Origin of the sequence: Albidovulum sediminicola, from assembly GCF_025751575.1 — a bacterium.
In the GTDB taxonomy this organism is placed as follows: domain Bacteria; phylum Pseudomonadota; class Alphaproteobacteria; order Rhodobacterales; family Rhodobacteraceae; genus Albidovulum; species Albidovulum sediminicola.
On sequence record NZ_JAOWLA010000014.1, the window covers coordinates 88,841 to 115,078 of the forward strand.

Here is a 26,238-nt window from a genome sequence, read left to right on the forward strand (position 1 = left end):
ACGCTAGCGCCCGGCCCGCCAAGCTGCAAGCCGCGCGCGATTGGCGGGTGACGGGGGGGAGCGGTTCTGGAATATTCCCCTCATACGGCCCTTCCTTGCGGCATCGGGGCGCACATATTGTAACGAGAATTAACATCGGAGGACCACATGGCCGATTTCGACGCACAGATACGCGAAAGCCAGAGGCAGGTCGCGGACGCGCAGGCCAAGATCGCGGATCTGACGGGCCGGATCGACAGCGCGCGTTCCAAGCTGAAGACGGGCGACGACATCTCGATCGACATCGAGAACGCGACGCTGGCCGATGTGCACCGCCATGCCGAGGTCATGAACGCCAACATCGCCGAGCTGATCATGGGGCTTGACGACGTGACGGCGGGCTTTTCGAAGGACTTCGACGAGATGCGCAACAAGACGGGCTGGGAAAGCTTCGTCGGCATCTTTTCGCGCGGCAAGTCGGAATCGCTGCGGCAGGAGCGGCTGAGGGGCGCCTCGATCGACGACAAGCTTCAGGACCTGATCGGCAAGTCGGACGTGATCGTGAAGCTGCTGGAGGGCCAGCTTGCGGTCCTGAACGACCACAAGAGCCGGGTTGAGGCGAACCTGACTGAGACCCTTTCGGACCGCGAGGCGACGGTGGGCGAGCTGGAGAGCCTGCGCGCCGAGATCCTTGCGATGGACCCCAGGCTGATCGAACTGGAAAACAAGATCAGCGTCGAACAGGACGCGGCCGCCCGCACCAAACTGGAAAGCGAGCTGGCCGCGCTGAACACCCGCTACAACGCGATGGTGCAGGACGAACAGGTGAAGCTTGCCAAGTCGCAGACGCTGGAGCGCTATATCGAGAAGGGCAAGACCTGGGTCGACAGCCTTCAGAACCAGGCGGCGACGCAGATGGTGCTGATCAACAAGCTTCAGACCGACACGCGCCAGCGGGTGGTGCTCTATGATGCGCTGACGAAGTCCCTCAAGACCGCGCAGCAGCAGGACGTGGCGCACCGGATCAACGAGATTGGAGTGAAGACCGACCAGGAGGCGCAGGCCGCCATGGCCGGGATCGGTACCGCGACCAACCAGCGCATGGCCGAGATGATGGAGGCCCACGAGGACCAGATGGTCTTCGCCCGCAAGGTGCTGGAGCAGAAGGCGAAGGCCGACGAACGCTTCGCCCGGCGCTTCGCCGCGATCGTCGAGAAGCACGACAAGAACCTGTATGGGGGCTAGATGCTGAGGATCGTGCCGGCGCGGTCGGGTGTCATCGACGACGAATTCACACTTGGCGTCGGCTTTCAGTGGCGCGATGACACTGGGCAGGAGCGCTACGTTGTGGTTTCCGCCGCCCGGATGGTCGAACAGCAGGACATCGACCTGGGGCACACGGGGCTTCACGTCGAACTGGATGACCCATCGAACAGCGCCTACCGCGCCGTCGCCGCGATCCGGCTGAGCCCCGGCGGCGTTATCGAGATCGCCCTTTCGCCGGAGGGGCAAAGCGCCGCGGGTGTCCCGGGCATGGTCGTGCTGACCTCGGACGCGGATGCCGAAGCGCGGGCGATGACCCTGCGGCTGGCGGCGATTGCCGGGGTTGACGTCAAGGAGATCTGATGCCCGAGCTTGACCTGACCACAGATCACAAGGCGTTGGACGACGACCTGGCCGCGCGGCGCTACTTCGCCAAGTTCGAGCACATCACCCGCCGCCTTGCCGGGGTCGCGGAGGCGATGGAGCGGGACCGGGCGCTTTCCGCGCTCGAAAGCGATGTGGTGGAGGCCTATGTCCGCGCGATCGCGGCGAGCTTCAAGGCGCTGAGCCTGAAGTACCTCGTTTCCGGCCGGATCGCGGGGATCGGGCAGCGGCACCTGACCATCGACCTGCACGAAAGCGGCTTCCCGATCTTCCAGGAGATCGTGACCATGGCCAACGATGCGGCCCAGGCGGGAAAGCATCTGGCCGGGATGCCGGACGCGGCGCGCCTCAAGGACGAGATGGTGCGCCAGATCCTGGGCGAGCGGGTGGTGCCCACCCGGCTGCAATACGCGATGTCGCAGCGGCTTTACTACGAGGCGTTGGCGCAGGGAGGGCTCTACTTCGCGCAGATGCATCCCGAGGCGCAGTTCACGGGCGAGGCGCCCTCGGGCCGGCGGGGGTTCCTGCTGCATTGGGGCGTCTATGACAGCCAGCTGAACGTGCCGGTTCTTTACCTGATGGATGTCGAGGATTCAGGGCGCAAGGCGTTGCCGCTTGACGAGGGGCGTTGGCCGCAGGCGCAGGCGCATCTTCTTGCGCAGTCGGCGGGCGGGCTGAAGCTGCTGACCGTTGCCCGCGGCTTTGATGCGGATTTTGCCGACCTGCACCCCAAGCGTCTGCGCCGCCTGCACCTGGGGCCGATGTATTCTTCGGCCTTCACGCTGCAGACCGGCCCGATCCGCGAGGTGCTGGAGGAGGCGCGGTCGCCCGCGGGCGAGGACTGGGCACTGGCCTGGACGGTGGAGGATCTGGAGAGCGAGCGGGTGGAGGTCGAGAAGGGCTGGTTTTCCACGACCGAGCGGCAGGTCTTCCGCCTGGATCCGCTGGCCGGGATGGGCGCCGAGACGGGTGCCACGCGCGTGACGCGGTCGCTGATCCTGCCGCAGCGGCCCTTCCAGGTGCTGGCGGAAAAGGACCCGGAGGGGTTCCGGTCGGTCCGGAAGTTCGTGGTGGGGCGCGAGGGCCGGGTGCTGGTCTATGGCTGAGGGCGCCGGGGGGCTGTCTGCCCCCCGGACCCCCCGAGGATATTTGTGAAAAGAAGAACAGGATCGAGGGCTTTCGATGACGACGCCGCTGAACGAGATGGAGCTTAAGGAAGAGGAGATCCGGGGGCATTATCCGGCGGCGACGGAGATGCTGATGGGGATCGACCACACGCCCCGCCTTGGCACGCCGCGGCTGAGCCTGACGTCGGCGGAGAAGTCGCCCGAGGTCGCCTCGATGCAGCGGCGTTTCCGGTCGACGACGCCCGGGCTGGTCACGCGGTCAATGGCGCGGGCCGAAGGGGTGCGCCTTCTGGACCGGATCGCGGAGACCGACGGGGACGATCCCTTGACCTCGGCCACGCAGGCGGCGGTCGCACATGGGCTGCGCCGGGCGCTTTCGATCGCGCTGGCTGTTGGGGAGCATTTCGCGGGTCAGACGGCGCTGATCGAGTTGAAGAAGGCCAACCTGGAGAACCGCTTGCCCCGTGAACGGGTGGTTGAGTTTTCGGAACTTCTGGCGGCCGAGGCGCTGGCGGTGCTTTATACCTTCGGCAACGCGATGGCCTTCCTTCTGGCCGCGCAGGCGAGCGAGCAGGCGGTGGAGGTCGGAGCGGCCGAGGAGGTGCTGACCGACAACGCGCCCCTCGCCTTGCACGGGGCGCTGTGGGAGCTGGACCAGAAGATCGGGATGCATGCGACGAATGAGACGCTTCTGGTCGCGACGATCCTGGGCTATGCGGAACAGCTTATGGACAAGGTGCGCGCGCGGGCCGAGGGCGCGCCGAGGCTGGCGGCCTTCACCGGCGCCAACTACCGCGTCAAGGCCGACGACTTCCCGATTTCCGGCTTCGAGCCTGCCCGCAAGGCGCGGGGGACCGCACTGGTCATGGCGTTCAAGAAACCTTCGGAAGTCGTGGGCAACCATATCGCCAAGTACCAGGCGATGCGCCTGGCCAAGATGCTGATGGCCTATGACTTCGAGAAGCGCCTGAACCCCTTCGCCGAGATGGGGGGCTTCATCTTCACCTTCATGGGCGACGGAAAGCCGGGGACGGGCAAGACCACGCTGATCCAGATGATGGCGGGGCTTCTGAACGACTACTGCCAGGCCGCGAAATACCCCTTCCGCTACCAGAACCTGTCGATCGACAACGTGGACAGCTACCAGGGCAAGTCGGGGCAGAACGCCAAGGCCTTCATCCAGGCCGTCATGGACCCCTCTGTCATCGGCTTCGGCACCGTCGACGACATCGACCAGATCGCGGGCAAGCGCGGGGATCGCCAGTCCTCTGCCGGCCAGCAGGAGATCACGGCGGTGCTGATGGAGGCTTTCGCCGGCGCCAACACCGTCGTGCGCGGCAACTGCACCTTCGGCATGTTTTCGAACTACCCGGAGAACGTGGACGACGCGCTGCGCCAGCGGGCGGGCGCGCGGTTCCTGGTGGACGGGCCGCAAACGCGGGAGGATTACATCGACATCCTCGCGCTGCTGCTGGGGCGCAACCACACGATCCAGCTGGGCGATCACGACCTTTACGCCGCGCAGGAGATCAAGCGGGCGGTGGCCGAAAGCTTCGAGACCCATTCCCGCCCCAAGGAGGACGGGTTGGTGCGGGTCTATGAGGCGGTCCGGGGGCGGATTGGGGAGTTGGACACCATCGCCAAGCTTGGCACCTACCTCAAGGCGATCCAGGAGGCGGACGACCGCTTCACCGGCCGCGCGATCAAGAACATCACCGACGCGGTCAAGGTCCGCGCGATGGACTTCGAACTGCCCGACGAATGGATGGAGAACCCCGATCTGTTCCTCTTCAAGCCCTACGACGAAAAGCGCGCGATGATCGGAGAGCTGCGCCGCCCCATCACGGTCGAGATGGTGGTACAGGAAATCAACCGCTACGCCGACAGCGAGTTCCGCTACGCCGACAAGTCCGACGAGGTGGCCATCGAGGGCGCCGTCCGCGACATGCGGCGGATGGAAGAGGCGAAGAGACGGTATCTGGAGGGGCGGGGGTGATGACGCCGCTTCACAAGAGTTTTGACACTTACGAAGGCTGGATCGGCCACTATAAACGTATGCGTCGTTGGCAAGAGCGTGCCGTTCGCTACGCAAAGGGGCCTCTTAACTATGCAAACGATGAAGCGGTAGATTTCGTCCTAGCGTACTTTCTGTGGGCGCACTCTCTACGAGAATGGTTAATTGAAACTGGCTCTGTCAAAAAGGTCGAGATCGATCAATTGCTTGCGGATCGACCCGAGTGGTCCATTTGCCGTGATCTTGCCAACCGATCAAGGCACTATGATCTAAAGAAAAATCCCACAGATAAACACTGGATTCTAGCCTTGCGTTTAGACCTGAATGCCCTGATGGCGGGAAAGCAGGAGCATCAGTTTTGGTATGTTCTGCACGACGGTCAATATCGCGAAATACCCGACTGTGTGAACGCGGTAGCTCGGATGTGGGAGGAAACTCTTGACCGATTGGGGCTAGAAAGAGGGCTCCAATGAACCGCCTCATCGCCAAAGGCCTCATGTTCGGCAACCTCATCGCGGTGGACAGCCCCGCGCTGGTGGAGCGGTATAACCGCGCGCTCAAGGCGTTGACGGGGCAGACCACAGGCCTCACGGACTTCCATATCGACCTGTCGGGCTATTCGCCGGAGATCGGGGATGAGTTGGGCGATGACCTCTACCTCAACCCGAACGGCTGCAACCGGCAGTTCATCCTGCTGACGACCGACCAGAAGACCGCGCCGCTGCTGAATGCCAAGTTCTCGACCTCTCGCGGCATCCTCACCCGCTTCATCGAGGAGAACGAGGCGGAGTTGTTCACCCTGACCGCCCGTGACGCCGTGGCGGGGGAGTTGGAGAACACCGTCTTCGACCTGACCGAGCCGAAGCGCCTGTTCGACATCCGCCGCGTCACCGTCGTGGCCGACACCACCGGCAACCACATTGCCGAAGGGCGCAAGCTCGCGGGCCTGATCGAACGGTTCCGGACCGAGGAGGACGGCTGGTGGGACGATGTGCTGATCGCCGAGATGATCGGGCTGGCCGAAAAGACCGGCGACGTGACGAAGAACCCGGTCAGCCTGAAATCTACGACCTTCGATCAGGGCAACTTCTGGACCGCGCATTTCGGCGGCGTCTACCTGTTCCGCGATGTCGAACACCCGGCGCTGATCTCCGTCGGTCCGCGTGCGGCGCTGGGCACGCTGCCGATGAAGTATGTGCTCGATCTCTCCGACCATCGCGCGGTTGCGGAGTTTCTTGACCTCAATGACCTGGTGGAGCCGATCGTGGGCGCGCGGGGGCTCGATGCGGGCGCGATCCTCCGGCAGAAGATGGACTTCATCCTGGTCGATGCCGCGACGCGGCTGGGGCTGGAGACCGGCGCCGGCACAAGGCGGGAGCTTCGGCAGGTGGCGACCGCGCTGGGGCCCCGGCTGCCGGAGGCGTTCCAGGGCTTGGCCGCGCTCCTGCGCTGGGTGGAGACGGGGGGCAGGCGCCCGCGCATCGGCCCCAGCCACCCGGCCTATTTCTACACCCTGCGCGCCCGCCCGTCGAAGGACCGCGATTTGGTGAACATGCTTCTGGCGGAGTTGTCGCCACTCGACATCCGGCAGCTTTTCATCTGCCACAAGGAACTGTTCTACGACATCTACCGTAGCTGGCCCGAGGCGAAAAAGGCCTATGTCGCCGACTTCCTTGCCCGTGAATACCAGATGGACAAGGATGGCACGCGGCGCGCGCTGTTCGGGGATGAGCCGCGGATGACCGTCGGCCCCTGGGATCGCGATATCGTCGAGGTCGTCGGCCCCTGGGGCGCGGTGAGGAGGGAACGCAGATGATCGCCTTCGTCCGGCTTGCCGTCTTCGGCTTCATCGGCATGACGGCCGCCTATTTCCTCTTGTCGGTCTACTCGCGCTCGGTCGAGCGGGAGCGGCTGGAGAGGGAATGGGACGACGACCCGGTCTCCGGGGATGATCCGGCCGCGCGCGATGCCTATATCGAGGCGGGTTTGCAGGACTACCGCAAGAGCCTGAGGCGCAAGCTGATCTGGCTGGTCTATGTGATCCCCACCGTGATCGTGCTGCTCCTTGTTTATCTGAATGACACCTGAGGCGAAGATGAAATACGCGAAATGGACCATCCTGACGCTTCTGGCGCTGATCGTCTTCGGCTTTTTCCATTACACGCTGCCGCAGCATGACATCGTCCGGATCGTGAACACCTACCAGGAACGCCAGGACCTGGACGACTGGACGCGGATCTTCTGGGCGACGCCGGATGACCAGGCAACAGGGCTCATCAACCGCGACGTGCAGTTCATCCAGGCGGTCGATGCCGACGGCGACCCGCGCGTCTACCGCAATGAAGATACTGGCTGGCACTGGCCGCCGTATTTCAAGTTCGACACCGCCAACCTCCAGACCGAGGCGGAGGACCTGAAATCCACCTCCGCCGCGCCGCAATGGGTGTCGGTCACCCATTATGGTTGGCGCAACGTCTACTTCTCCACCTTCCCCAACGCGGTCGGCATCAAGCCCGTGGCGGGCCCCGATGTGACGATCATCCCTTGGGTCAACATCGTCATCCTGACCTTCCTGGCCTTCATCCTCTTCATGCTGCGGCGCATGTGGCTCCAGTTCCGTGAACGCATGATCGACCCGGTGATCGAGGATGTGGAGGAGGCCTGGGACAGCGTCGATGCGCAGGCCGATCAGGCGACGGCCAAGGCCCGCGGGATCTGGGGGCGGTTCAGGGCCTGGCTCGGCACTTGGAAAAGCAAGCCGCGCCGGTAGTGCGGTACCGGGCGCGCGCCGCGAAGCGCCCGCAAGGCCAGCGATGCCGCCGCCGTGGATTGTTGCGCGGCAGGCCCGACACGCTGTGATACTCTTTTGGAACACGCGCCGGCAGGCGCGTGGTTCGGGGGGTGGCGTGAACCGCTATCGCCCTCAGGGCATGAGGGAAAGACAATGTCAGGCGCTCGGATTCGACAGGCTTCTGAACGCGATACACCGGTAATGCTGGTGTTGATGGATATTGCCAGCGCAGGCTTTGTCCGAGCGCTCTTCGCCAAGTCGGCCCCGTCGGGAACGCCCGTCGAGGGCTACACCGTATCGCGCATGAATGGCGCTGACTCTGCATTGTCGTATTCCAAGCTCTGGGTCGCCGACACCCGCCGCGGTCCGCGCGGGATCTGTCTGACCGTCTGGGATGCCAACGTCGCGGCACAGGCCTTCTATCGCAAGCTTGGCTATCGCTATGGCGGAAAGCGATCCGTCGTCAGAAGAGACTGGAGTGCACCCTACGCTGAATGGCTTTTGATGCTGAAGGACTGAGGGGCCTGGTAGTCAACCGTTGCAGGCTTTGAAAAATTGACCAAAAGGTCAAGTATCGTGATTGCGAAGGGACGCGACTTTCGCTAGCGTGACGCGCTAGGATAGGCGCGCAAGCGCATCTTCAAGGACATGCCCATGCAGGCCGAAGCGGTCCATTCCCTGTCCCGGAACGAGCGTAACCCGGGTGTCCCTCTGACGCCCGACTGGTTTGATCATATCGCCGTCAACACCCCGGCAGCCGAGCGGCGGGCAGCCACGCTGACGACCCGGCGGACGGTAAAGAAGGAATGGCAGGCGGCCTGGCTCGTCAACGCGATCCGCTGCATGGACCTGACGACGTTGTCGGGGGACGACACGCCCGACCGGGTGCGCCGGCTTTGCGCCAAGGCGCGCCAGCCGCTGGCCGATCGCATCCTGGTGGGGCTCGGGCTTGACCGCGTGACGACGGGCGCGGTCTGCGTCTATCCCACCATGGTCTCGACAGCCGTCAAGGCGCTGGCCGGGTCGGGTATCCCGGTGGCTTCGGTCGCGACCGGGTTTCCGGCCGGCCTCATGCCCCTGAACCTGCGGCTGGCCGAGATCCTTTACGCCGTCGACCAGGGCGCGGAGGAGATCGACATCGTCATCACCCGCGCCCATGTATTGGACGGCAACTGGAGCGCCCTTTACGACGAGGTCGCCGCGATGCGGGAGGCCGCTGGCGCGGCGCATCTGAAGGCGATCCTCGCCACCGGCGACCTGAAGACGCTGCGCAATGTCTACAAGGCCTCGATGGTCGCGATGCAGGCGGGCGCGGATTTCATCAAGACCTCGACCGGGAAAGAGGGGGTGAACGCCACGCTTCCGGTCTCGCTCGTCATGGCGCGGGCGCTGCGCGATTACGGCGCGCGGACGGGCTTCCGTATCGGGTTCAAGCCCGCAGGGGGCATGAAGACCGCCAAGGACGCGATCGCCTGGCAGATCCTGATGAAGGAGGAACTGGGCAACGACTGGCTCAGGCCCGACCTCTTCCGTCTTGGCGCGTCGTCGATGCTGGGCGACATTGAACGGCAGTTGGAACATCATGTGACCGGGCGCTACGCCGCGTCCTCGCGTCACGCGCTTGCATGAGGGGCCCCATGCCATCCGTTTCTGACATTCTCGAAACCATGGATTACGGACCGGCCCCGGAAGCGGCGGGGGAGGTGCTGAAATGGCTCTCTGCCCGTGGGGATTTCGGGCACTACATCAATGGCCGATTCACCCCGCCGGGCACGACGTTCGAGGTCCGGAACCCCGCGACGGGCGACCTTCTGGCCCGCGTGTCTCAGGGGGGAGAGGCTGACGTGGCCGCCGCCGTGAAGGCGGCCCGCGCGGCCCTTCCGCGCTGGTCGAAGCTGTCGGGCCACGACCGGGCGCGGCATCTTTACGCACTGGCCCGCCACATCCAGAAGCGGGAACGCTTCCTTGCGGTGCTCGAAACCCTCGACAACGGCAAGCCGATCCGGGAAACGCGCGACATCGACGTGCCGCTAGTCGCGCGCCACCTGTACCATCACGCCGGTTGGGCCGAGATGCTGGCCGAGGAATTCCCCGGCCAGGGACCCGTAGGGGTCTGCGGGCAGATCATCCCCTGGAACTTCCCGCTTCTGATGCTGGCGTGGAAGATCGCGCCCGCGCTGGCCGCCGGGAACACCGTGGTCCTGAAACCCGCCGAATACACGCCCCTGACGGCGCTCGCCTTCGCCGAAATCTGTGCCGAGGTGGGCCTGCCCAAGGGCGTCGTGAACATTGTCACCGGCGACGGAGCCACGGGCGCGGCGCTGGTCGCCGCCGATGTTGACAAGATCGCATTCACCGGCTCGACCGAGGTAGGGCGCGCGATCCGCAAGGCCACCGCTGGCACGGGCAAGAAGCTGACGCTGGAACTGGGTGGCAAGTCGCCCTTCATCGTCTTCGCCGATGCCGATATCGACGGCGCGGTCGAGGGCGTGGTGGATGCGATCTGGTTCAACCAGGGCCAGGTCTGCTGCGCGGGCTCGCGCATCCTGGTGCAGGAGGGCATCGCGGGGACCTTCACCGAACGCCTGACCGCGCGGCTTGGCAAGCTCCGCCTTGGCGACCCGCTCGACAAGTCCACGGACATCGGCGCGATCGTCGATCCGGTGCAACTGGCCCGCATCCGCGACCTTGTGGCCCAGGGGCAGGCGGAGGGCGCCGTCCTTCACCAGGCGCCGTGCCAGCTGCCCTCGAGGGGCAGCTTCTTCGCCCCGGGCTTCTTCACCAATGTCGCCCCCGCCAATATCGTGTCTGAGGTCGAGATCTTCGGTCCCGTCGCCACGCTGACGACCTTCCGCACCCCCGATGAGGCCGTGGAACTGGCGAATAACACCCGCTACGGGCTCGCGGCCTCGGTCTGGTCGGAAAACATCAACCTCGCGCTCGATGTGGCGGCCAGGGTGAAGGCGGGCGTCGTCTGGGTCAACGCCACCAACATCTTCGACGCGGGCGCAGGCTTCGGCGGCTACCGCGAGTCCGGCTTTGGCCGTGAGGGCGGTCGCGAGGGGGTGGGCGAATACCTGTCGGAGGCACCGGTCAAGGCCAAGGCGGAATCCGCGCCGGTCACGCTCGAAACCGGCCCCGTGCCGGAGGCGCCTGCCGGGGTCGAACCGATCGACCGCACCGCAAAGCTCTACATCGGCGGCGCCCAGAAGCGCCCGGACAGCGGCTATTCCTATGCCGTGCGGGGCAAGGGCGGTGTCATCGGGCTGGCCGGTCTGGGCAGCCGCAAGGACATCCGCAACGCGGTCGAGGCCGCGCACAAGGCCGCGGGCTGGGGCAGGGCCACGGGGCACAACCGCGCCCAGGTGCTTTACTACCTGGCCGAGAATCTCGCCGCGCGCGAGGCGGAGTTCGCCCTGCGCCTGAAGTCCGCCGGATCCCCGAAACCGGCAGAGGAAGTGGCGACCGCCATCCGCCGCGCCTTCTACTACGCCGCGCAGGCCGACAAGTTCGACGGTGCCGTCCACGCCACGAAATCCGCGCATGTGACGCTGGCGATGCCCGAGCCCTTCGGCGTGATGGGCATCGCCTGCCCGACGGATGCGCCGCTTCTGGGGCTTCTCAGCCTGATCCTGCCCGCCATCGCCATGGGCAACCGCGTGGTGGCGGTCCCGTCGCAGAACATGCCCCTGTCCGCGACGGATCTTTACCAGGTCTTCGACACCTCGGACCTTCCGGGCGGCGTGGTCAATATCGTCACCGGCCCGCGCGACGACCTGGCAAAGACGCTCGCCGCCCATGACGACGTGGCCGCCATGTGGTACTGCGGCAGCCCCGAGGGCGCGCGGATGGTCGAGGCCGAAAGCGCGGGCAACCTCAAGGTGACCTGGCGGGTCCAGAACCGCGACTGGCTGGGGGCCGAGGGTCAGGGCCGGGGCTTCCTGAGCCGCGCCACGCAGATCAAGAACATCTGGGTGCCCTACGGCGAATAAGGCATCGGTTGCCCGCGTCGCCGCATTCGGCCAAGGTCGGCTCCGAAGGGGGCGGTGATGGTGCGGCTGGCGGTCCTGGTTTTAACGATCATGTGGGTGCCGGGCGCGGCGCTGGCGCATGCGACGCAGCGCGCGATCCTCCATGTTCTGCCGACGGGGCCCTATGTGATCGGCGCCGGGATCGCCGTGGCGCTTTCGGCGCTGATGGTGGCCGTGGCACCCCGCCTGCCGGCACCGCGATCGATGGTGCTCCTGTCGCGCCGCGCTGTGCCGTCCGATCCGGGCAGCTGGTGCGCCGCCGCGCTTCTCGCGGCGCTGATCGCCATCGGCTTTTTCGGAAGCCGCGATCCCTATGGCAATCTGCTGACGCTGACGGTCTGGGTCGTCCTTTGGGTGGCGCTGACGCTGGCTGTCGCGGTGTTTGGCAACCTCTGGCGTGGGCTGGACCCTTGGCGCGGCCCCGTGCGCGCGTTGCGCGGGGTGCTGGGGCTGCGCGGCGGCATCGGCCTGTCCCGCCTGGGGCATTGGCCCGCCGTCGCCGGCTACCTCGCCTTCGCCTGGTTCGAGATCGTGTCGCTTGCCCCGGCCGATCCGGCCGTGCTCGCCCGCGCGGCGCTGGTCTATTACCTCGTCATCCTGACCCTCGCGACCGCCGAGGGCGAGGACTGGCTGGAGCGGGGGGAGTTCCTGAGCGTCTATTTCGCCTTCGTGTCGAAGATATCGCCTCTTTGGGCCGAGCGGCACGATGGCCGGGTCGTCCTGCGCCTTGGCTGGCCGGGCGCGCAGATCGTCGCGATGGCGCCGCTCACGCTGTCGCAGGCGGCCTTCGTGACGGCGATCCTGGCCTCCGTCAGCTTCGACGGGCTGCATGAGACCTTCTGGTGGCTGGCGTGGATCGGCATCAACCCGCTCGACGTGCCGGGGCGCTCGGCGGTCATGGGGGTGAACAGCGCCGGGCTTTTCCTGACCTGGGCCGCGATGGCCGGGCTGATCGCCGCGGCGATCCGGGCGGAACTGGCCCTTGCCGGGACGGGGACGCAAGGGTTCGCCCGCGCCGCCGGACCCTATGCGCTGTCCTTCCTGCCCATCGCGACGGGCTACCACATCGCCCATTACCTCGTCGCGCTTCTGACCTCGGGCCAGTACGTTCTGGTGGCCCTGAACGATCCCCTTCATCGCGGCTGGGCGCTTCTTGGACTGCCGGAGCATTGGGTGGGGTTCGGGTTCCTTGCGCGGGAAAGCTCCGTCCGTCTGATCTGGCAGGCACAGTGGGCGATCATCCTGACGGCCCATCTGCTGGCGGTCTTCCTCGCCGCCCATATCGCGAAGACGTCCGGTGCCGAGAACCGCAAAATCGCACAGCTTCCGGTCGCCGCGCTGATGGTGCTTTACACCGTCTTCGGTCTGTGGCTCCTGTCAGCACCTGCCTCAGGGTAGAAAGGCATGGACTTTTTGTTCGTGTACGCACAATCTTGACCCAAGGCGCGGGCGATGAAAGCCACGTGCCGGGTTCCAGCAGCGGAGATGACCGATGACATCCAGACTGATCGGAAAGACCCCGAACCGGCGTTCGGTTCTCGGGGGTATGGCGGCGGGCGCAGGGGCGCTGGCGCTGCCCACCTTCTTCCCCGGCTATACCCATGCGCAAAGCGCAGAGCCCATTCGACTCGGCTTCCAGCTTCACCGCACGGGCATCGGCGCCTCCTACGGCCGGTGGTACGAACGGACCGCGACCGCCGCGCTGAACGTCCTGAACGAAGCCGGTGGCATCAACGGCCGCCCGGTCGAGATCCTGTTCGAGGATGACGGGACCGACCCGGCCCGCGGCGCCGAGGTCTTCGGCAAGCTCGCCACGCAGTCGAACTGCGATCTGGTGTTCGGCGCGCTCTTTTCCCACGTCGTGATCGGCACCGCACCGCGCGCGGCCGAGATGAAGGTACCCTACTTGGTCTGCTCCGAGGGGCACCACGTCGCCTCTGGCATGCTGAACCGCTGGACGCTTCAGCCGGGCATCACCGACGTGAAGAGCCAGGTGCAGGGCATGGCGCCCTTCGTGACCCAGAACCTCGGCAAGAAGGTCACGATGATCTTCCCCGACTTCGCCTTCGGCCACGATCACCGCGACTACTTCACCGCCGCCTGCGCCGCGCAGGGTGGGGAGGTCATCGCCCAGATCGCGATCCCGCCGACCGAGACCTCCTTCACCCGCTACTTCCCGCAGATCCCGGCGGAGACCGAGGTGATCTACCACGTCATGGTCGGCCCCGCCGTCCTGACCTTCGTGAAGGAGCTGGGGGAGTTCTACGGCTCGGGCGCGCGCCCGCAGCTTTTCGGCTTCATCGATTCGCTCGAAGCGGTGGACATCGCCTCGCCGGGGCTTGAATTCCTCGAAGGCTCGCACTTCTGGGAGGCGCATCCGCGCTACAAGCAGGCCGATGCCTCCGAGCATGAGGTGTTCTACCGCAACGCGGTGGGGGTCGATGACAACGGCGCCTCGGTCACCGATCCGGCGGACGTGGCGACCTATGCGCATATGTTCTCGGTCTGGGAGACGCTCTTTGTCATCAAGGCGGGCATGGAGGCCGCAGGCTACCAGGGTCCGGCCGACCGCCAGAAACTGGTCGAGGCGATCGAGGCGATGACGGCGTTCGCGGAAAGCCGCGAACATCCGCAGGGCGACAAGACCTTCAACGGCAAGACCCACCAGGCATTCGGGCACCAGAATATCTCGCAGGTGCAGGGCGGCAAGCTGATCCGCGTCCACCGGACCAGCCTCGAGGACGGGTACTACCCGGACGAGGTCGACTACACCACGCAGTCGTTCTGATCCCGTACCTACAACGCGGGGGCGGCCGTCGCCCCCGCGACCCTGACGCCGAGAGACCTGCGTGAGCTTCGGACCTTTCCTGCTTCTGGCCCTGATGGAGGGCATGGTGACCTCGGCGGTGCTGGCACTGGCGGCGGTCGGTCTCAGCCTTGTCTTCGGCATCATGCGGGTCGTCAACGTCGCGCATGGGGAATTCTTCATGCTGGGCGCCGTCTCGGCCTGGTTCGTGTCGCAATGGGTGCCGGGGCCGCCCGTGGTGGGCTTTGCCGCCGCGCTGATCCTCTGCCCGCTCTTCGTGGGCGCCATCGCGGCGCTTGCGGACATGACGGTCCTCAAGCGCCTGAACTATGAGCCGGAGGCGACGATCGTCGCCACCATCGGCCTTCTCTATATCCTCCAGCAGGCGGCGCTGTCGCTTTACGGCCCCGATGCGCGCCCGGTGCCCGCGCCCTTCAACCTGCGCGTCCAACTGCCCTGGTTCGGCTATTCGGGCTACAAGATCGCGGTCGTGGCGGCCTCGGCCGTGGTGCTTCTGGGGGTCTGGCGGCTTCTGGCGAAAAGCCGCGTGGGCCTCGTGATGCGGGCAACGCAGTACGACCGCGAAACCGCGCGCGCCTTCGGCATCAATGTGGACCGCGTCTATGCCGGCGTCTTCGCGCTGGGGGGCGGGCTTGCCGCGCTCGCCGCCGTGTTGATCGTGCCGATCCAGCAGGCGCATTACCTGATGGGTACCGATCCGCTGCTCTTGTCCTTCATCGTCGTCATCATCGGCGGGCTGGGGTCCTTGCGCGGAACGGTGATCGCTGCGCTTCTGATCGGGCTTTCGGACGGCGTCATCTCCACCTTCTTCGCGCCGACGCTGGCCAAGATCGTGGCGACACTGGCGGTGGCGTTGGTGCTGGTCTTCCGGCCCCAGGGCCTCTTCGGAAGGCGGGCGCTATGAGTGCGGGCGCAAGGATCTGGGCGCTTCACCTGGCCGCGCTGGCCCTGCTGGCGGCGGGCGGGGTGCTGCTGCCCGCCTATCACCTGACCAACTTCGCCAAGGTCATGGTGCTGGCCACCTACGCCATGGGCTACAACATCGCCTTCGGCTACACGGGGCTTCTGAGCCTGGGGCACGCGCTGTTCTTCGGTGCGGGGCTTTACGGTGCCGGGATGCTGGTTCAGCACGCAGGTGCCGCGGCGGGTCCGGCGGCCATCGCCGGGCTGCTGGCCGGGGGTGCGATGGCGGGGGTGGTCGGCCTGCTGGCGCTGCGCACGCAGGGCGTGGCCTTCATGATCGTGACGCTGATGTTCGCCCAGGCGGGCTATCTGACGATCCTCTACAACACCGCCTGGACGCGCGGCGACGAAGGCATCGTCATCGCGCGCGAGGCGCGGGTGCTTCTGGGCTTCGACCTGTCCGCCGACCTGCCGCGCTATTTCGCGGCCTTCGCGCTTTTCGCCGCCGGGCTGGTGCTGAAGCTTTGGCTCGTCCGGTCGCCCAGCGGACGGGTGATGATCGCGCTGCGCGAGAACGAGGAGCGCAGCCGGATGCTGGGCTACGACCCCTATGCGCGCAAGCTTGCCGCGCTGGTGATCTCGGGCCTTTATGCCGGGGCGGCGGGGGCGGCCTACGGGCTGCTCTTCGGCTATGTGGGCGCGAGCCTCGCCTCGACCCAGTACTCGATCCTGCCGCTTCTGTGGGTCCTGCTGGGCGGGGCGGGCACGGTCCTGGGGCCCTTCGTCGGTGCGCTCCTCATGTTCTACCTGATCGACTATTCCAGTGCCGTTACCACGGCGAGCCTTCTGGTCGTCGGCGTGGCGCTGGTGCTTCTGGTCCTGTTCGCGCCAAAGGGCATCTTGGGCACGCTCAGGGAAAGGTGGCTGAAATGGCTGCCGTGACGCTGCTGGAGGCGCGCGGCCTGACCCGCCATTTCGGCGGCCTCAAGGCCGTGGACGGGGTCGACTTCACCCTGGCGGAGGGGGAGATCCACGCCCTGATCGGCCCGAACGGCGCGGGCAAGACGACCTTTGTCAGCCTTCTGTGCGGCCGCATCCCGGTGCAATCGGGCTCGATCCGCTTCGATGGGGCCGACATCACCCGGATGCCCGCCCACCGCCGGGTCCGGCGTGGCATCGCCTACACTTTCCAGATCACGCAGGTTTTCGCCAACCTCACGGTCTTTGACAACGTGGCGCTGGCCGTGCAGCGCCGCGGCGGCCACCTGGCGGAGGAGACGCAGGCCGCCCTGTCCCGCGTCGGTCTTGCCGAGCGCGCGGGCCAGATCGCCGGGACGCTGAGCTACGGCCACCAGCGGGTGCTGGAGATCGCCATGGGCCTGGCGCTGCAACCACGGCTCCTGATCCTCGATGAGCCCACGCAGGGCCTCGCCAATGCCGAGATCGAGACCTTCAAGGACCTCGTGCGCCAGATCGTGCCCGAGACCACCGTGCTGCTGATCGAACATAACATGGACGTGGTCATGGACCTGGCCCAGCGGATCACCGTCCTGAACTTCGGCGAGGTCCTCGCGACCGGCACGCCCGAGGCGATCCGGGCCAACCCGGCGGTGCAGGCCGCCTACCTGGGGGGCTGAATGCTGACGCTGACGGGCATCGATGCGGGTTACGGCGCGGTCCAGGTCCTGCGCGGCCTGACGCTCGAGGCGCGCTCGGGCGAGGTGCTTTGCGTCATGGGGCGCAACGGCGCGGGCAAGTCCACCATGCTCAAGACCATCATGGGGCTGGTTCCGGCCTCGGCGGGGTCGATCGTCCTCGACGGGGTGGATATCGGCCACCTTCCCGCGCATGAGGTGCCCCGCCACGGCATCGGCTACGTGCCGCAGGGCCGCCGCCTGTTCGCGGAGCTGACGGTCGCGGAGAATATCGAGATCGGCCTGATGACCCGGCAGCGCGGCCACCGCACGCGGGAAGAGGTGCTGAGCCTGTTCCCGCGCCTGCGCGAACGTCTGCGCCAGGCCGCCGGAACCCTGTCGGGGGGCGAACAGCAGATGCTGGCCATCGCCCGCGCGCTTTGCCTGGAGCCGAAGGTGCTGCTTCTGGACGAGCCGACCGAGGGGCTGCAACCCTCGATGATCGCGCTCATCCGCGACACGGTGGTGGCGCTAAAGGCCACCGGCGTCGCCACGATCCTGGTGGAACAGCGCGTCGATGCGGTCCTCTCGGTCGCGGATCGCGTGGCCTTCATGACCGGCGGCACCGTGGCCGAAACGGTCGATGCCGCGGGCCTGACGCCCGCCGCGCCGCAGTTCGCCACCTATGTCGGCGTGTGATCAGCTGCCGCGGTAGGTCGAATAGCCGAAGGGCGAGAGTAGAAGCGGCACATGATAATGCGCCGCCGCGTCCGAGATGCCGAAGCGGATCGGGATCACGTCGAGGAAACGCGGCGCCTCCGGCGGCGCACCCGTCGCATCCAGATAGGCGCCCGTATGGAACACCAGCTCATATGCTCCTGTGGCGAAATCGCCCTTGGGCAGGATCGGCCCGTCCGTCCGGCCGTCGCTGTTGGTGCGCATCCGTGCCAAGGGCTGGCGCGCACCGCCCTCAAGCCGGAACAACTCGATCTCAAGCCCCGCGGCAGGCACGCCCCGTGCGGTGTCCAGAACATGCGTCGTCAGATAGCCCTCGGACATGATCCGCCCTCCTTGATCCTCGCGCGCATCATGCGACGGGTGCTTGCGGAATGCGACCTCCTGTAAAGCCGAAAAGACTTTCTGGATTTTTTTGATAATATTCATGTCGCAGCGCGCGTATGCCTGAACCGACCTTTCAAGCCGGAGCCGATCGATGAACCGTTATCCCCGTGACATGTCCGGCCATGGCCCCGACGCCCCGGACGCGCAATGGCCGGGCGGCGCCAAGGTGGCGGTCAGCCTGGTCCTGAACTACGAGGAAGGCGGCGAGAACTGCGTCCTGCACGGCGATGCCGGGTCCGAGGCATTCCTGTCCGACATCGCCGGCGCCCAGCCCTGGCCGGGCCAGCGGCACTGGAACATGGAATCGATCTACGAATACGGCGCCCGCGCCGGATTCTGGCGTCTGCACCGCCTGTTCACGGAAATGGCGATCCCAGTCACCATCTACGGCGTCGCCACCGCGCTGGCGCGCTCGCCCGAACAGGTCGCCGCGATGAAGGCGGCAGGCTGGGAAATCGCCAGTCACGGGCTGAAATGGGTCGAACACCGCGACATGCCCGAGGAGGAGGAGCGCCGCCAGATCGCCGAGGCGATCCGCCTGCACACCGAGGTCGTGGGCAGCCGTCCGACCGGCTGGTACACCGGGCGCTGCTCGCTCAACACCGTGCGGCTGACGGCGGAACAGGGGCTCGACTGGATCTCCGACACCTATGACGACGACCTGCCCTACTGGATCGAGGCCGGGGACCGCGACCAGCTTGTCATTCCCTACACGCTCGAAGCCAACGACATGCGTTTTGCCACCGCGCCGGGCTACATCACGGGCGAGCAGTTCTATCAGTATCTGAAGGATGCCTTCGACGAGCTTTACCGCGAAGGCCAGGCGGGCCGCGCCAAGATGATGAGCGTCGGGCTGCACTGCCGCCTGATCGGCCGACCCGGCAAGATCGCGGGTCTGCGCCGGTTCCTTGACTACGCCCGCGGGCACGAGGGCGTCTGGTTCCCGCGCCGCCTCGACATAGCCCGGCATTGGGCGGCCACCCACCCGCCCCGCCGCTTCGACCGCCCGAGCCGCATGGACAAGGCCACCTTCGTCGCCCGCTTTGGCGGCATCTTCGAACATTCCCCCTGGATCGCCGAACGCGCCTGGGAGCTGGAGCTGGGCCCCGCCCATGACAGTGCCACGGGGCTTCACAACGCGCTTGCCCGCATCTTCCGCTCCGCTACCCGGGACGAACGCCTGGGCGTCCTGGCCGCGCATCCCGACCTTGCGGGCAAGCTGGCGCAGGCGCGGCGGCTGACGGCGGAATCGACGCAGGAACAATCCAGCGCCGGGCTTGACGCGCTGACGGACGCCGAACGCGCGGCCTTCACCGAGTTGAACGAAACCTACGTCGCCCGCCACGGCTTCCCCTTCATCATCGCGGTGCGCGACAACACCAAGGCCTCGATCCTCGACGCCTTCCATCGCCGCATCGCCAACGACACCGAAACCGAGTTTGCCGAGGCCTGCGCCCAAGTCGAACGCATCGCCGAGATCCGCCTGAAGGACGTTCTGCCCCGATGACCGCCCCCTATTTCGCTCCGACCGGCGGCTTGCCGCCGCAGACCGCCCTGATGACCGGACGCGCCATCTTTACCGAGGCCTATTGCGTCATCCCCAAGGGCTGCTTTTCCGACATCGTGACCAGCTATCTTCCGGGCTGGAGCGAGACGCGGATGTGGCTCATCGCCCGCCCGATGACGGGATTCTCGGAGACCTTCAGCCAGTATGTGATGGAGGTCGCCCCCGGCGGCGGCTCCGACGCGCCCGACAACGAACCGGGCGCGCAGTCGGTAATCTTCGTGACCAAGGGCACAGCCACGCTGTCCCTGGATGGTCAGGATCATGTGCTCGACGACGGCGGCTACGCCTACATCCCGCCAGGCCGCGCCTGGCGGCTCTGGAACCGCTCCGGCGCGCCGGTGCATTTCCACTGGGTCCGCAAGCTTTACGAACCGGCCGAAGGCATCGCGACGCCCGACCCGATCGTGAGCTCCGACCGCACCGTAACCCCCATCGCGATGCCCGATACCGATGGCCGCTGGGCGACGACCCGTTTCGCCGATCCGTCCGACCTGCGCCATGACATGCACGTCAACATCGTGACCTTCCAGCCCGGCGGCCTGATCCCGTTCGAGGAAACCCATGTGATGGAACACGGGCTCTATGTTCTGGAAGGCAAGGCTGTCTATAAACTCAACCGCGACTGGGTCGAGATCGAGGCCGGCGACTTCATGTGGCTCAGGGCCTATTGCCCTCAGGCCTGCTACGCCGCAGGCCCTGGCCCCTTCCGCTACCTGCTCTACAAAGACGTGAACCGCCACGCGAAACTGCGCGGCCCGGGGGGCTTCGGACGATGATCTCCCGTGTCTCTCCGCTTCTTCTTTTCGCAAATATCCCGGGGGTCCGGGGGCAGAGCCCCCGGCCCAGCGGTCCGGCCCGGCCATGACCCGGACGATCCGCGCCGAACCGCTGACCGCGCCAGCCTTCGCCCCTTTCGGCGAGGTGCTTGAGGCCAGCGGCGACTTCCGCTTGATCAACGAGGGGCTCTGCCGGCGCCACCACGATCGCGCGATGCTCGACTTCGGAACCGGCCGAGCGGGGATCTCGATCTTCGACGCCGCGCCACGCGCGCTTCCATACGACTTCGACCTGGTCGAACGTCACCCGGACGGTTCGCAGGCCTTCGTGCCGATGACGGCCCATCCGTTCCTCGTCATCGTCGCCCCCGACGAGGGCGGGATCCCCGGGCAACCGCGGGCCTTCCTGACGGCGCCGGGGCAGGGGGCCAACCTGCACCGTGGCACCTGGCACGGCGTCCTGACCCCGCTTTCGGCGCCAGGTCTTTTCGCCGTCGTCGACCGCATCGGTGAGGGTCCCAACCTGGAGGAATACCGGTATCCCGCAACCTGGCGGGTCACCGGCTGAGCGCCGTCCCGCCCGGGGAGGAAAACAGGGCGGGGCAGCGCGCTAACCGGAGCGCATCATCGGGGCGATGCGAAGACGGCGCGAATAACATCCGCCCCACGGAGGACAATGATGACCGACAAGACCCATCCGGTGGATGAACTCCTTCCGGTGCCCAAGCTCTTCACCCTTGGTCTGCAACATGTGCTGGTCATGTATGCCGGCGCCATCGCGGTGCCGCTCATCATCGGGCGCGTTCTGAAACTCGAGCCCCAGGACGTGGCCTTCCTGATCTCGGCGGACCTGTTCGTCTGCGGGATCGTCACGCTTCTGCAATCGCTGGGTGCCACGCAGTGGTTCGGCATCAAGCTTCCGGTGATGATGGGGGTGACCTTTGCCTCGGTCGGGCCGATGATCTCGATCGGGCTTGCCCATCCGGGCGTCGATGGGGCGCGGATGATCTTCGGCGCGATCATCGCGGCGGGTGCCATCGCGATCCTGATCGCGCCGCTGATGTCCAAGATGCTGCGCTTCTTTCCGCCGGTCGTGACCGGGACCATCATCCTTGTCATCGGCGTGACGCTGATGCGGATCGGCATCAACTGGATCTTCGGACTGCCGGTCGGCCCGACCGCGCCCAAGACCATCGACCCGGCCCATGCCGGCTGGCTGAAGCAGGTGGCCGACCTGGCCGCCGCCTCCGGCGGGGCGATCCCCGAGGTGCCGAAAGGCCTGGCCATCGCACCTTCTGCCGCGAACCCGCTTTATGCCGCGCCTGGGAATATCCTGATCTCGTTCATCGTGCTGGCCTCCATCCTCGCGATCGCGAAGTTCGGCAAGGGCTTCGTCGCCAATATCGCGGTGCTGCTTGGCATCGTGATCGGGGGCGTGCTGGCAGCCGCGCTTGGCATGATGCATTTCGACAAGGTCGGCGGCGCGGGTTGGTTCGCGTTGATCTCGCCCTTCCATTTCGGCGCGCCGGTCTTCGACCCGGTCATGATCCTGACAATGGTCCTCGTCATGATCGTCGTGATGATCGAATCGACGGGCATGTTCCTGGCGCTGGGCGACATGACCGGCAGCAAGATCACGCCCCGGCGCCTGGCGGCCGGCCTGAGGATGGACGGGCTCGGCACCGTCATCGGGGGGCTCTTCAACACCTTCCCCTATACCTCGTTCAGCCAGAACGTCGGCCTTGTCGGCGTCACCGGGATCAAGAGCCGCTTCATCTGCGTAAGCGGCGGCCTGATCCTGATCGTCCTTGGCCTGGTGCCGAAGATGGGCGCCCTGGTCGAGGCGCTTCCGACCGCCGTTCTGGGCGGCGCGGGCCTGGTGATGTTCGGGATGGTCGCCGCGACCGGCATCCGCATTCTTGCCGCCGGGGCCGATTTCGCGGGCAACCGTCACAACCTCTTCATCGTCGCGGTCTCGCTCGGCTTCGGGATGATCCCGCTCGTCGCGCCGGACTTCAAGATGTGGATGCCCCATTCGATCCACCCGCTGATCGACTCCGGTATCCTGCTGACGACGATTTCTGCTGTGACACTCAACGCGTTCTTCAACGGCGCGCAAGCGACGGCGGAGGACGCGCGCGCCGCCGCCAGCGTGGCCGAACACTGATCTTCGAAGGGGGGCGGGCCCGCCCCCCTTCGCCCCCGTTTCAATGACCCTTGCGCGGCCGGCAGTTTCGTGATGATCTGCCGGGGATAATTTGATCAAATCAGATGACAGCCGCCAGCACCGCCCCAAGCCTTACGGCCGCCCCGCCGGCCTTTTCGCCCGCCGAGGCGCTCGCGCTTGCCGAACGGACATTCGGCCGGACCGGGCGGCTCGACCCGCTGACCTCGGAGCGCGATCTGAATTTCCGCCTCACGACGGCCACTGGCGACAGCTTCGTGCTCAAGATCGGCAACGCTGCCGAACCGGCGGAAGTGTCGGAGTTCCAGACTGCCGCCCTGCGCCACATCGCGGCCCGCGATCCGGATCTACCCGTGCCCCGCGTGGTCCCGGCGCTCGACGGCCGGATCGGCGTTCCCCTGCCGGGCGGAGAGATCCTGCGCATGCTGACCTGGGTGGAGGGGCACCCGATGCACAGGGCGACCTCCTCCCCCGCGTTGCGCCAAAGCCTGGGGGCGACCGCCGCGCGGCTGACCCGCGCGCTTGAGGGGTTCGAACACCCGGGCGCCGATCATGAGCTCTTGTGGGACATCAAGAACGCGGCGCGGGTGCGGCCCTTCCTGCCCTCCGTGACCGACGCGCGGCTGCACGACCTTGTCGCGCTCTGGCTCGACCGGTTCGAGGCGGAGATCGCCCCGGCCCTTGGGGACCTGCCCTGGCAGGTCGTCCATGCCGACCTCAATCCCTTCAATGTGCTGACCGACGCCGAGGGGAGGACTGTCACCGGCATCCTCGATTTCGGCGACATGGTGTGCACGCCGCGCATCTGCGACCTTGCCGTCGCGGCCTCTTACCACGCGGACCCGGCCCGCCCGCTCGACACGCTGGCCGAAGTGGTCGGCGCCTGGCATACGGTCCTGCCGCTCACCCCGGCGGAGGCGCGGGCGATGCCCGACCTGATCGCGATGCGGATGGTGCTGACCGTCGTCATCGCGCACTGGCGCGCGGGGCTCTATCCCGACAACGCCGCCTATATCCTGCGCAATGTCCCGGCCTCCGGCGCCGGGCTTGCGGCCCTGACGCAGGCGGGGCGGGACACGGCCCGCGCCCGCGTCGCCCAGATCCTGGAGGCCAGGCCATGACCGCCCGCGAAGCCATGCCCAACGCCTATGTCCCCGGCCAGGGCAACCTGTCGGAGGGCGACGCGGCCCTTGTCGCGCGCAGGGAACGGGCACTCGGCCCCGCCTACCGGCTGTTCTACGAAACACCCCTGCACCTTGTCCGGGGGGAGGGCGTGTGGCTTTACGATGCGGCGGGGGAAGCGTACCTCGACACCTACAACAACGTCGCCTCGGTCGGGCATTGCCACCCGCGCGTGGTCGCCGCGATGGCAGGCCAGGCCGCGACCTTCGCCAGCCACACCCGCTATCTGCACGAGGCCGTCCTGGATTATTCCGAACGGTTGCTCGCGACCGTCCCGGCCGCGCTGTCGCATATGATGTTCACCTGCACGGGGTCGGAGGCCAACGACCTTGCCCTGCGCATCGCACGCGAACACACGGGCGGCACCGGCATCATCGTGACCGAAAACGCCTATCACGGCGTGACCTTGGCGGTGTCGGGGTTTTCGCCCTCGCTCGGTCCCGGCGTTCCGCTTGGGGAACATGTCCGCACCGTTCCGGCACCGGACCCGGCGCTGGGCGCGCGGACCGGCGCGGTCTTTGCCGCCGGCGTCCAGGCGGCCATCGACGACCTGACGCGCCACGGCATCCGGCCTGCCGTCCTGATCGTCGATACGATCTTTTCCTCGGACGGCGTGATCCCGGACCCTGCGGGTTTCCTCGCCCCGGCGGCAGAGGCGATCCGCGCGGCGGGCGGGCTTTTCATCGCCGACGAGGTGCAGCCCGGCTTCGGACGCACAGGCGCCGGAATGTGGGGGTTTGCCCGCCACGGGGTGGTTCCCGACATGGTCTCCCTCGGCAAGCCGATGGGGAACGGCTATCCCGTCGCGGGACTGATCCTGCGGCCCGAGGTCGTGGCGCGGTTCGGCGCGAAGGGGCGTTACTTCAACACCTTCGGCGGCAACGCCGTGGCCGCCACCACCGCGGCGGCGGTTCTGGACGTGATCGAGGACGAGGGGCTGATCGAGAACGCCCGCCTCACCGGGGCCTATCTGGCCGAGGGCCTGAGGACGCTTGCCACACGGTTCCCGGCCCTCGGGCCGATCCGCGGTGCGGGCCTGTTCGTCGGGGCCGATATCGTGGATGGGGACGCGCCGGACGCCGCGCTGACCCATCGCGTGGTCAATGCACTCCGCCAGGCGCGGGTGCTGATCTCCGCCACCGGGGCGTCGGCCAATACGCTCAAGATCCGCCCGCCGCTGGTCTTCGCCCGCGACCACGCCGACATCTTCCTCGACCGGTTCGAGACGGTGCTGAAGGCGCTTTCCTAAAGCCCGGCCATCAGCCGCGCGGCGTCGAGCATCCGGTTGGAAAAGCCCCATTCGTTGTCGTACCAACCGAAGACCCGGATCAGCCCGCCGGCCGTCACATGCGTCTCCGGCAGCGCCATGACGATGCTTTCGGGGCGCGCCCGCAGATCGGAGGACACCAGCGGCCGCTCGGTCCAGCCGATCACGCCCCCGCCCGTCTGCAACGCGGCGTTCACCGCCTCGCGCCCCGGCCGGGCCCGCGTCATCACCGTCAGATCGACGGCCGAGACCGAGGCCGTCGGCACCCGCACCGCCGCGCCCTCGATCCGGCCCGCGATTTCGGGCAGGACCACGTCCAGCAGCCTCTGGGCCGACGTCGTGGTCGGCACCATCGACAGCGCCGCCGCGCGGCTGCGCGCATAGTCCGCCCCCGGCGCGTCCACCGTGGGCTGGGACCCGGTGTAGCAATGGATCGTGGTCATCCACCCCGTCTCCACGCCCCATTCCGCCTCGATCAGCCGCGCGAGCGGCGCCAGCGCGTTGGTCGTGCAGGACGCGTTTGAAACGATCCGGTGATCGGGCGACAGCCGCCCTTCGTTCGCGCCGATGACCAGCGTGAAATCAGCCGTGCGCGAGGGGCCGGAAACCAGGACGCGCCGCGCGCCTGCCTTGAGCCCGGCCTCCGCGAAGGACCGCTCTCCGCCCAGACCCGTACATTCCATCACCACGTCGATGCCCGTCAGGTCGAGGGTCGCAAGATCCCGTGCGCCCGTCAGCGCGATGCGCCGCCCATCGACCACCAGTGCCCCCGCCTCCAGGGCGACCGACCCCTTCCAGGGGCCGAAGGTGCTGTCGTATTCGAAAAGATAGGCGGCCATTTCCGGCCGGGCGATGTCGTTGACGGCGACGATCTCGATCCCGGCATTGCGCGGGTCCGAAAGCGCGGCCCGCAGCACGGACCGCCCGATCCGGCCAAACCCGTTGATCGCCACACGAACCGTCATGCCCGCCCTCCGAGATCCCCGCGTCAGTCAAACCACGAAGGCGCGCAGCCCGAAACCCCCAATTTTGTAACCGATACGCCCAGCTACCAAACCGTGGCGGCGCTCAGACCTCGACGGCGATTGCCAGCCCGAATTCCTCGGCCCGCCGGACGGCCGCGCCCGCCACGGCGAGGTCCTGGAGCCCGACGCCTGTGCCGTCGAAGAGGGTGATCTGCGCCTCC

25 protein-coding genes and 1 pseudogene are annotated in these 26,238 nt (G+C 66.8%); 23 read left to right on the forward strand and 3 right to left on the reverse strand.

The annotated features are described in order from the left end of the window. Positions 1-147 precede the first annotated feature (147 nt). The 17 genes from OE647_RS14920 (at position 148) to OE647_RS15000 (ending at position 17,652) form a co-directional block, all read left to right on the forward strand. Positions 148-1,224, forward strand: a complete 1,077-nt coding sequence (locus tag OE647_RS14920; RefSeq protein WP_263722545.1) for a hypothetical protein — start codon at positions 148-150, stop codon at positions 1,222-1,224. Further along, a complete protein-coding gene (locus tag OE647_RS14925; RefSeq protein WP_263722546.1) occupies positions 1,225-1,605 on the forward strand; it encodes an Imm10 family immunity protein in 381 nt (126 codons plus the stop codon). After that, positions 1,605-2,732 carry a hypothetical protein gene (locus OE647_RS14930; RefSeq protein ID WP_263722547.1) on the forward strand — a complete coding sequence of 376 codons (1,128 nt, stop codon included), beginning with the start codon at positions 1,605-1,607 and terminating at the stop codon, positions 2,730-2,732. Before OE647_RS14925 ends, OE647_RS14930 begins: the two co-directional genes overlap by 1 nt. Before the next feature lie 76 nt (positions 2,733-2,808). Then, positions 2,809-4,749: an AAA family ATPase gene (locus tag OE647_RS14935; RefSeq protein WP_263722548.1), complete on the forward strand. Its 1,941-nt coding sequence runs from the start codon at positions 2,809-2,811 to the stop codon at positions 4,747-4,749. Further along, entirely contained in the window at positions 4,749-5,240 is a 492-nt protein-coding gene (locus OE647_RS14940; protein WP_263722549.1) for a hypothetical protein, read from the forward strand. The genes OE647_RS14935 and OE647_RS14940 overlap by 1 nt, the downstream gene beginning before the upstream one ends. Further along, positions 5,237-6,583: a DUF6638 family protein gene (locus OE647_RS14945; RefSeq protein WP_263722550.1), complete on the forward strand. Its 1,347-nt coding sequence runs from the start codon at positions 5,237-5,239 to the stop codon at positions 6,581-6,583. Before OE647_RS14940 ends, OE647_RS14945 begins: the two co-directional genes overlap by 4 nt. Continuing rightward, the gene (locus OE647_RS14950) at positions 6,580-6,855 is read left to right on the forward strand and encodes a hypothetical protein (RefSeq protein WP_263722551.1); all 276 of its coding nucleotides are present in this window, start codon (positions 6,580-6,582) and stop codon (positions 6,853-6,855) included. Before OE647_RS14945 ends, OE647_RS14950 begins: the two co-directional genes overlap by 4 nt. Positions 6,856-6,862: 7 nt before the next feature. Then, on the forward strand, positions 6,863-7,537 hold the full coding sequence (locus tag OE647_RS14955) for a DUF1523 family protein (protein ID WP_263722552.1): 675 nt from the start codon (positions 6,863-6,865) through the stop codon (positions 7,535-7,537). 222 nt (positions 7,538-7,759) lie between these two features. Next, positions 7,760-8,077: an N-acetyltransferase gene (locus OE647_RS14960; protein WP_263722553.1), complete on the forward strand. Its 318-nt coding sequence runs from the start codon at positions 7,760-7,762 to the stop codon at positions 8,075-8,077. Between the two features lie 135 nt (positions 8,078-8,212). After that, the gene (gene deoC / locus OE647_RS14965) at positions 8,213-9,187 is read left to right on the forward strand and encodes a deoxyribose-phosphate aldolase (RefSeq protein WP_263722554.1); all 975 of its coding nucleotides are present in this window, start codon (positions 8,213-8,215) and stop codon (positions 9,185-9,187) included. 8 nt (positions 9,188-9,195) lie between these two features. After that, positions 9,196-11,550 carry an aldehyde dehydrogenase family protein gene (locus tag OE647_RS14970; RefSeq protein WP_263722555.1) on the forward strand — a complete coding sequence of 785 codons (2,355 nt, stop codon included), beginning with the start codon at positions 9,196-9,198 and terminating at the stop codon, positions 11,548-11,550. A 57-nt stretch (positions 11,551-11,607) separates the two neighbouring features. Next, the gene (locus OE647_RS14975; protein WP_263722557.1) at positions 11,608-12,987 is read left to right on the forward strand and encodes a hypothetical protein; all 1,380 of its coding nucleotides are present in this window, start codon (positions 11,608-11,610) and stop codon (positions 12,985-12,987) included. 94 nt (positions 12,988-13,081) lie between these two features. Further along, on the forward strand, positions 13,082-14,377 hold the full coding sequence (locus OE647_RS14980) for an ABC transporter substrate-binding protein (RefSeq protein WP_412174961.1): 1,296 nt from the start codon (positions 13,082-13,084) through the stop codon (positions 14,375-14,377). Between the two features lie 61 nt (positions 14,378-14,438). Further along, the gene (locus tag OE647_RS14985) at positions 14,439-15,320 is read left to right on the forward strand and encodes a branched-chain amino acid ABC transporter permease (RefSeq protein WP_263722558.1); all 882 of its coding nucleotides are present in this window, start codon (positions 14,439-14,441) and stop codon (positions 15,318-15,320) included. Further along, positions 15,317-16,261: a branched-chain amino acid ABC transporter permease gene (locus OE647_RS14990; RefSeq protein ID WP_263722559.1), complete on the forward strand. Its 945-nt coding sequence runs from the start codon at positions 15,317-15,319 to the stop codon at positions 16,259-16,261. Before OE647_RS14985 ends, OE647_RS14990 begins: the two co-directional genes overlap by 4 nt. Then, positions 16,258-16,956 (forward strand): ABC transporter ATP-binding protein, encoded by a 699-nt coding sequence (locus OE647_RS14995; protein ID WP_263722576.1) that lies wholly within the window; start codon positions 16,258-16,260, stop codon positions 16,954-16,956. Before OE647_RS14990 ends, OE647_RS14995 begins: the two co-directional genes overlap by 4 nt. Continuing rightward, a complete protein-coding gene (locus OE647_RS15000) occupies positions 16,957-17,652 on the forward strand; it encodes an ABC transporter ATP-binding protein (protein ID WP_263722560.1) in 696 nt (231 codons plus the stop codon). It begins immediately after the preceding gene. On the opposite strand, the gene uraH is transcribed toward OE647_RS15000, so the two are convergent. After that, entirely contained in the window at positions 17,653-18,012 is a 360-nt protein-coding gene (uraH, locus tag OE647_RS15005; protein WP_263722561.1) for a hydroxyisourate hydrolase, read from the reverse strand. Positions 18,013-18,166: 154 nt separating this feature from the next. Between uraH and puuE the strand changes: the two genes are divergently transcribed. The 6 genes from puuE to OE647_RS15035 all read left to right on the forward strand — a co-directional run bounded on the left by puuE (position 18,167) and on the right by OE647_RS15035 (position 25,034). Next, entirely contained in the window at positions 18,167-19,582 is a 1,416-nt protein-coding gene (gene puuE / locus OE647_RS15010) for an allantoinase PuuE (RefSeq protein WP_263722562.1), read from the forward strand. Beyond that, positions 19,579-20,418: a bifunctional allantoicase/(S)-ureidoglycine aminohydrolase gene (locus OE647_RS15015; RefSeq protein ID WP_263722563.1), complete on the forward strand. Its 840-nt coding sequence runs from the start codon at positions 19,579-19,581 to the stop codon at positions 20,416-20,418. The genes puuE and OE647_RS15015 overlap by 4 nt, the downstream gene beginning before the upstream one ends. 85 nt (positions 20,419-20,503) lie before the next feature. Continuing rightward, positions 20,504-20,986 (forward strand): ureidoglycolate lyase, encoded by a 483-nt coding sequence (locus OE647_RS15020; protein ID WP_263722564.1) that lies wholly within the window; start codon positions 20,504-20,506, stop codon positions 20,984-20,986. A gap of 111 nt (positions 20,987-21,097) precedes the next feature. Further along, positions 21,098-22,585: a nucleobase:cation symporter-2 family protein gene (locus OE647_RS15025; RefSeq protein ID WP_263722565.1), complete on the forward strand. Its 1,488-nt coding sequence runs from the start codon at positions 21,098-21,100 to the stop codon at positions 22,583-22,585. 104 nt (positions 22,586-22,689) lie between these two features. Further along, positions 22,690-23,724 (forward strand): phosphotransferase, encoded by a 1,035-nt coding sequence (locus OE647_RS15030; protein WP_263722566.1) that lies wholly within the window; start codon positions 22,690-22,692, stop codon positions 23,722-23,724. Beyond that, complete coding sequence (locus OE647_RS15035) at positions 23,721-25,034, forward strand: aspartate aminotransferase family protein (protein WP_263722567.1); 1,314 nt, start codon at positions 23,721-23,723, stop codon at positions 25,032-25,034. Before OE647_RS15030 ends, OE647_RS15035 begins: the two co-directional genes overlap by 4 nt. Here the strand turns inward: OE647_RS15035 and OE647_RS15040 are convergent. Then, positions 25,031-26,017: a type I glyceraldehyde-3-phosphate dehydrogenase gene (locus OE647_RS15040; protein WP_263722568.1), complete on the reverse strand. Its 987-nt coding sequence runs from the start codon at positions 26,015-26,017 to the stop codon at positions 25,031-25,033. The two genes, OE647_RS15035 and OE647_RS15040, sit on opposite strands and share 4 nt — an antisense overlap. A gap of 103 nt (positions 26,018-26,120) precedes the next feature. After that, a pseudogene (locus tag OE647_RS15045) lies at positions 26,121-26,238 on the reverse strand (ornithine cyclodeaminase family protein); the annotation flags it as partial.

What these genes read in the sequence shown, in the direction of transcription:
- OE647_RS15030 (WP_263722566.1), top strand. Translation starts at nt 22,690, where the DNA reads ATGACAGCCGCCAGCACCGCCCCAAGCCTTACGGCCGCCCCGCCGGCC.
- OE647_RS15020 (WP_263722564.1), top strand. Translation starts at nt 20,504, where the DNA reads ATGACCCGGACGATCCGCGCCGAACCGCTGACCGCGCCAGCCTTCGCC.
- OE647_RS14990 (WP_263722559.1), top strand. Translation starts at nt 15,317, where the DNA reads ATGAGTGCGGGCGCAAGGATCTGGGCGCTTCACCTGGCCGCGCTGGCC.
- OE647_RS15000 (WP_263722560.1), top strand. Translation starts at nt 16,957, where the DNA reads ATGCTGACGCTGACGGGCATCGATGCGGGTTACGGCGCGGTCCAGGTC.
- OE647_RS15025 (WP_263722565.1), top strand. Translation starts at nt 21,098, where the DNA reads ATGACCGACAAGACCCATCCGGTGGATGAACTCCTTCCGGTGCCCAAG.
- OE647_RS14945 (WP_263722550.1), top strand. Translation starts at nt 5,237, where the DNA reads ATGAACCGCCTCATCGCCAAAGGCCTCATGTTCGGCAACCTCATCGCG.
- OE647_RS14955 (WP_263722552.1), top strand. Translation starts at nt 6,863, where the DNA reads ATGAAATACGCGAAATGGACCATCCTGACGCTTCTGGCGCTGATCGTC.
- OE647_RS15035 (WP_263722567.1), top strand. Translation starts at nt 23,721, where the DNA reads ATGACCGCCCGCGAAGCCATGCCCAACGCCTATGTCCCCGGCCAGGGC.
- OE647_RS14970 (WP_263722555.1), top strand. Translation starts at nt 9,196, where the DNA reads ATGCCATCCGTTTCTGACATTCTCGAAACCATGGATTACGGACCGGCC.
- OE647_RS14940 (WP_263722549.1), top strand. Translation starts at nt 4,749, where the DNA reads ATGACGCCGCTTCACAAGAGTTTTGACACTTACGAAGGCTGGATCGGC.
- puuE (WP_263722562.1), top strand. Translation starts at nt 18,167, where the DNA reads ATGAACCGTTATCCCCGTGACATGTCCGGCCATGGCCCCGACGCCCCG.
- OE647_RS14935 (WP_263722548.1), top strand. Translation starts at nt 2,809, where the DNA reads ATGACGACGCCGCTGAACGAGATGGAGCTTAAGGAAGAGGAGATCCGG.
- deoC (WP_263722554.1), top strand. Translation starts at nt 8,213, where the DNA reads ATGCAGGCCGAAGCGGTCCATTCCCTGTCCCGGAACGAGCGTAACCCG.
- OE647_RS14930 (WP_263722547.1), top strand. Translation starts at nt 1,605, where the DNA reads ATGCCCGAGCTTGACCTGACCACAGATCACAAGGCGTTGGACGACGAC.
- OE647_RS15040 (WP_263722568.1), bottom strand. Translation starts at nt 26,017, where the DNA reads ATGACGGTTCGTGTGGCGATCAACGGGTTTGGCCGGATCGGGCGGTCC.
- uraH (WP_263722561.1), bottom strand. Translation starts at nt 18,012, where the DNA reads ATGTCCGAGGGCTATCTGACGACGCATGTTCTGGACACCGCACGGGGC.
- OE647_RS14980 (WP_412174961.1), top strand. Translation starts at nt 13,082, where the DNA reads ATGACATCCAGACTGATCGGAAAGACCCCGAACCGGCGTTCGGTTCTC.
- OE647_RS15015 (WP_263722563.1), top strand. Translation starts at nt 19,579, where the DNA reads ATGACCGCCCCCTATTTCGCTCCGACCGGCGGCTTGCCGCCGCAGACC.
- OE647_RS14925 (WP_263722546.1), top strand. Translation starts at nt 1,225, where the DNA reads ATGCTGAGGATCGTGCCGGCGCGGTCGGGTGTCATCGACGACGAATTC.
- OE647_RS14975 (WP_263722557.1), top strand. Translation starts at nt 11,608, where the DNA reads ATGGTGCGGCTGGCGGTCCTGGTTTTAACGATCATGTGGGTGCCGGGC.
- OE647_RS14950 (WP_263722551.1), top strand. Translation starts at nt 6,580, where the DNA reads ATGATCGCCTTCGTCCGGCTTGCCGTCTTCGGCTTCATCGGCATGACG.
- OE647_RS14920 (WP_263722545.1), top strand. Translation starts at nt 148, where the DNA reads ATGGCCGATTTCGACGCACAGATACGCGAAAGCCAGAGGCAGGTCGCG.
- OE647_RS14960 (WP_263722553.1), top strand. Translation starts at nt 7,760, where the DNA reads ATGCTGGTGTTGATGGATATTGCCAGCGCAGGCTTTGTCCGAGCGCTC.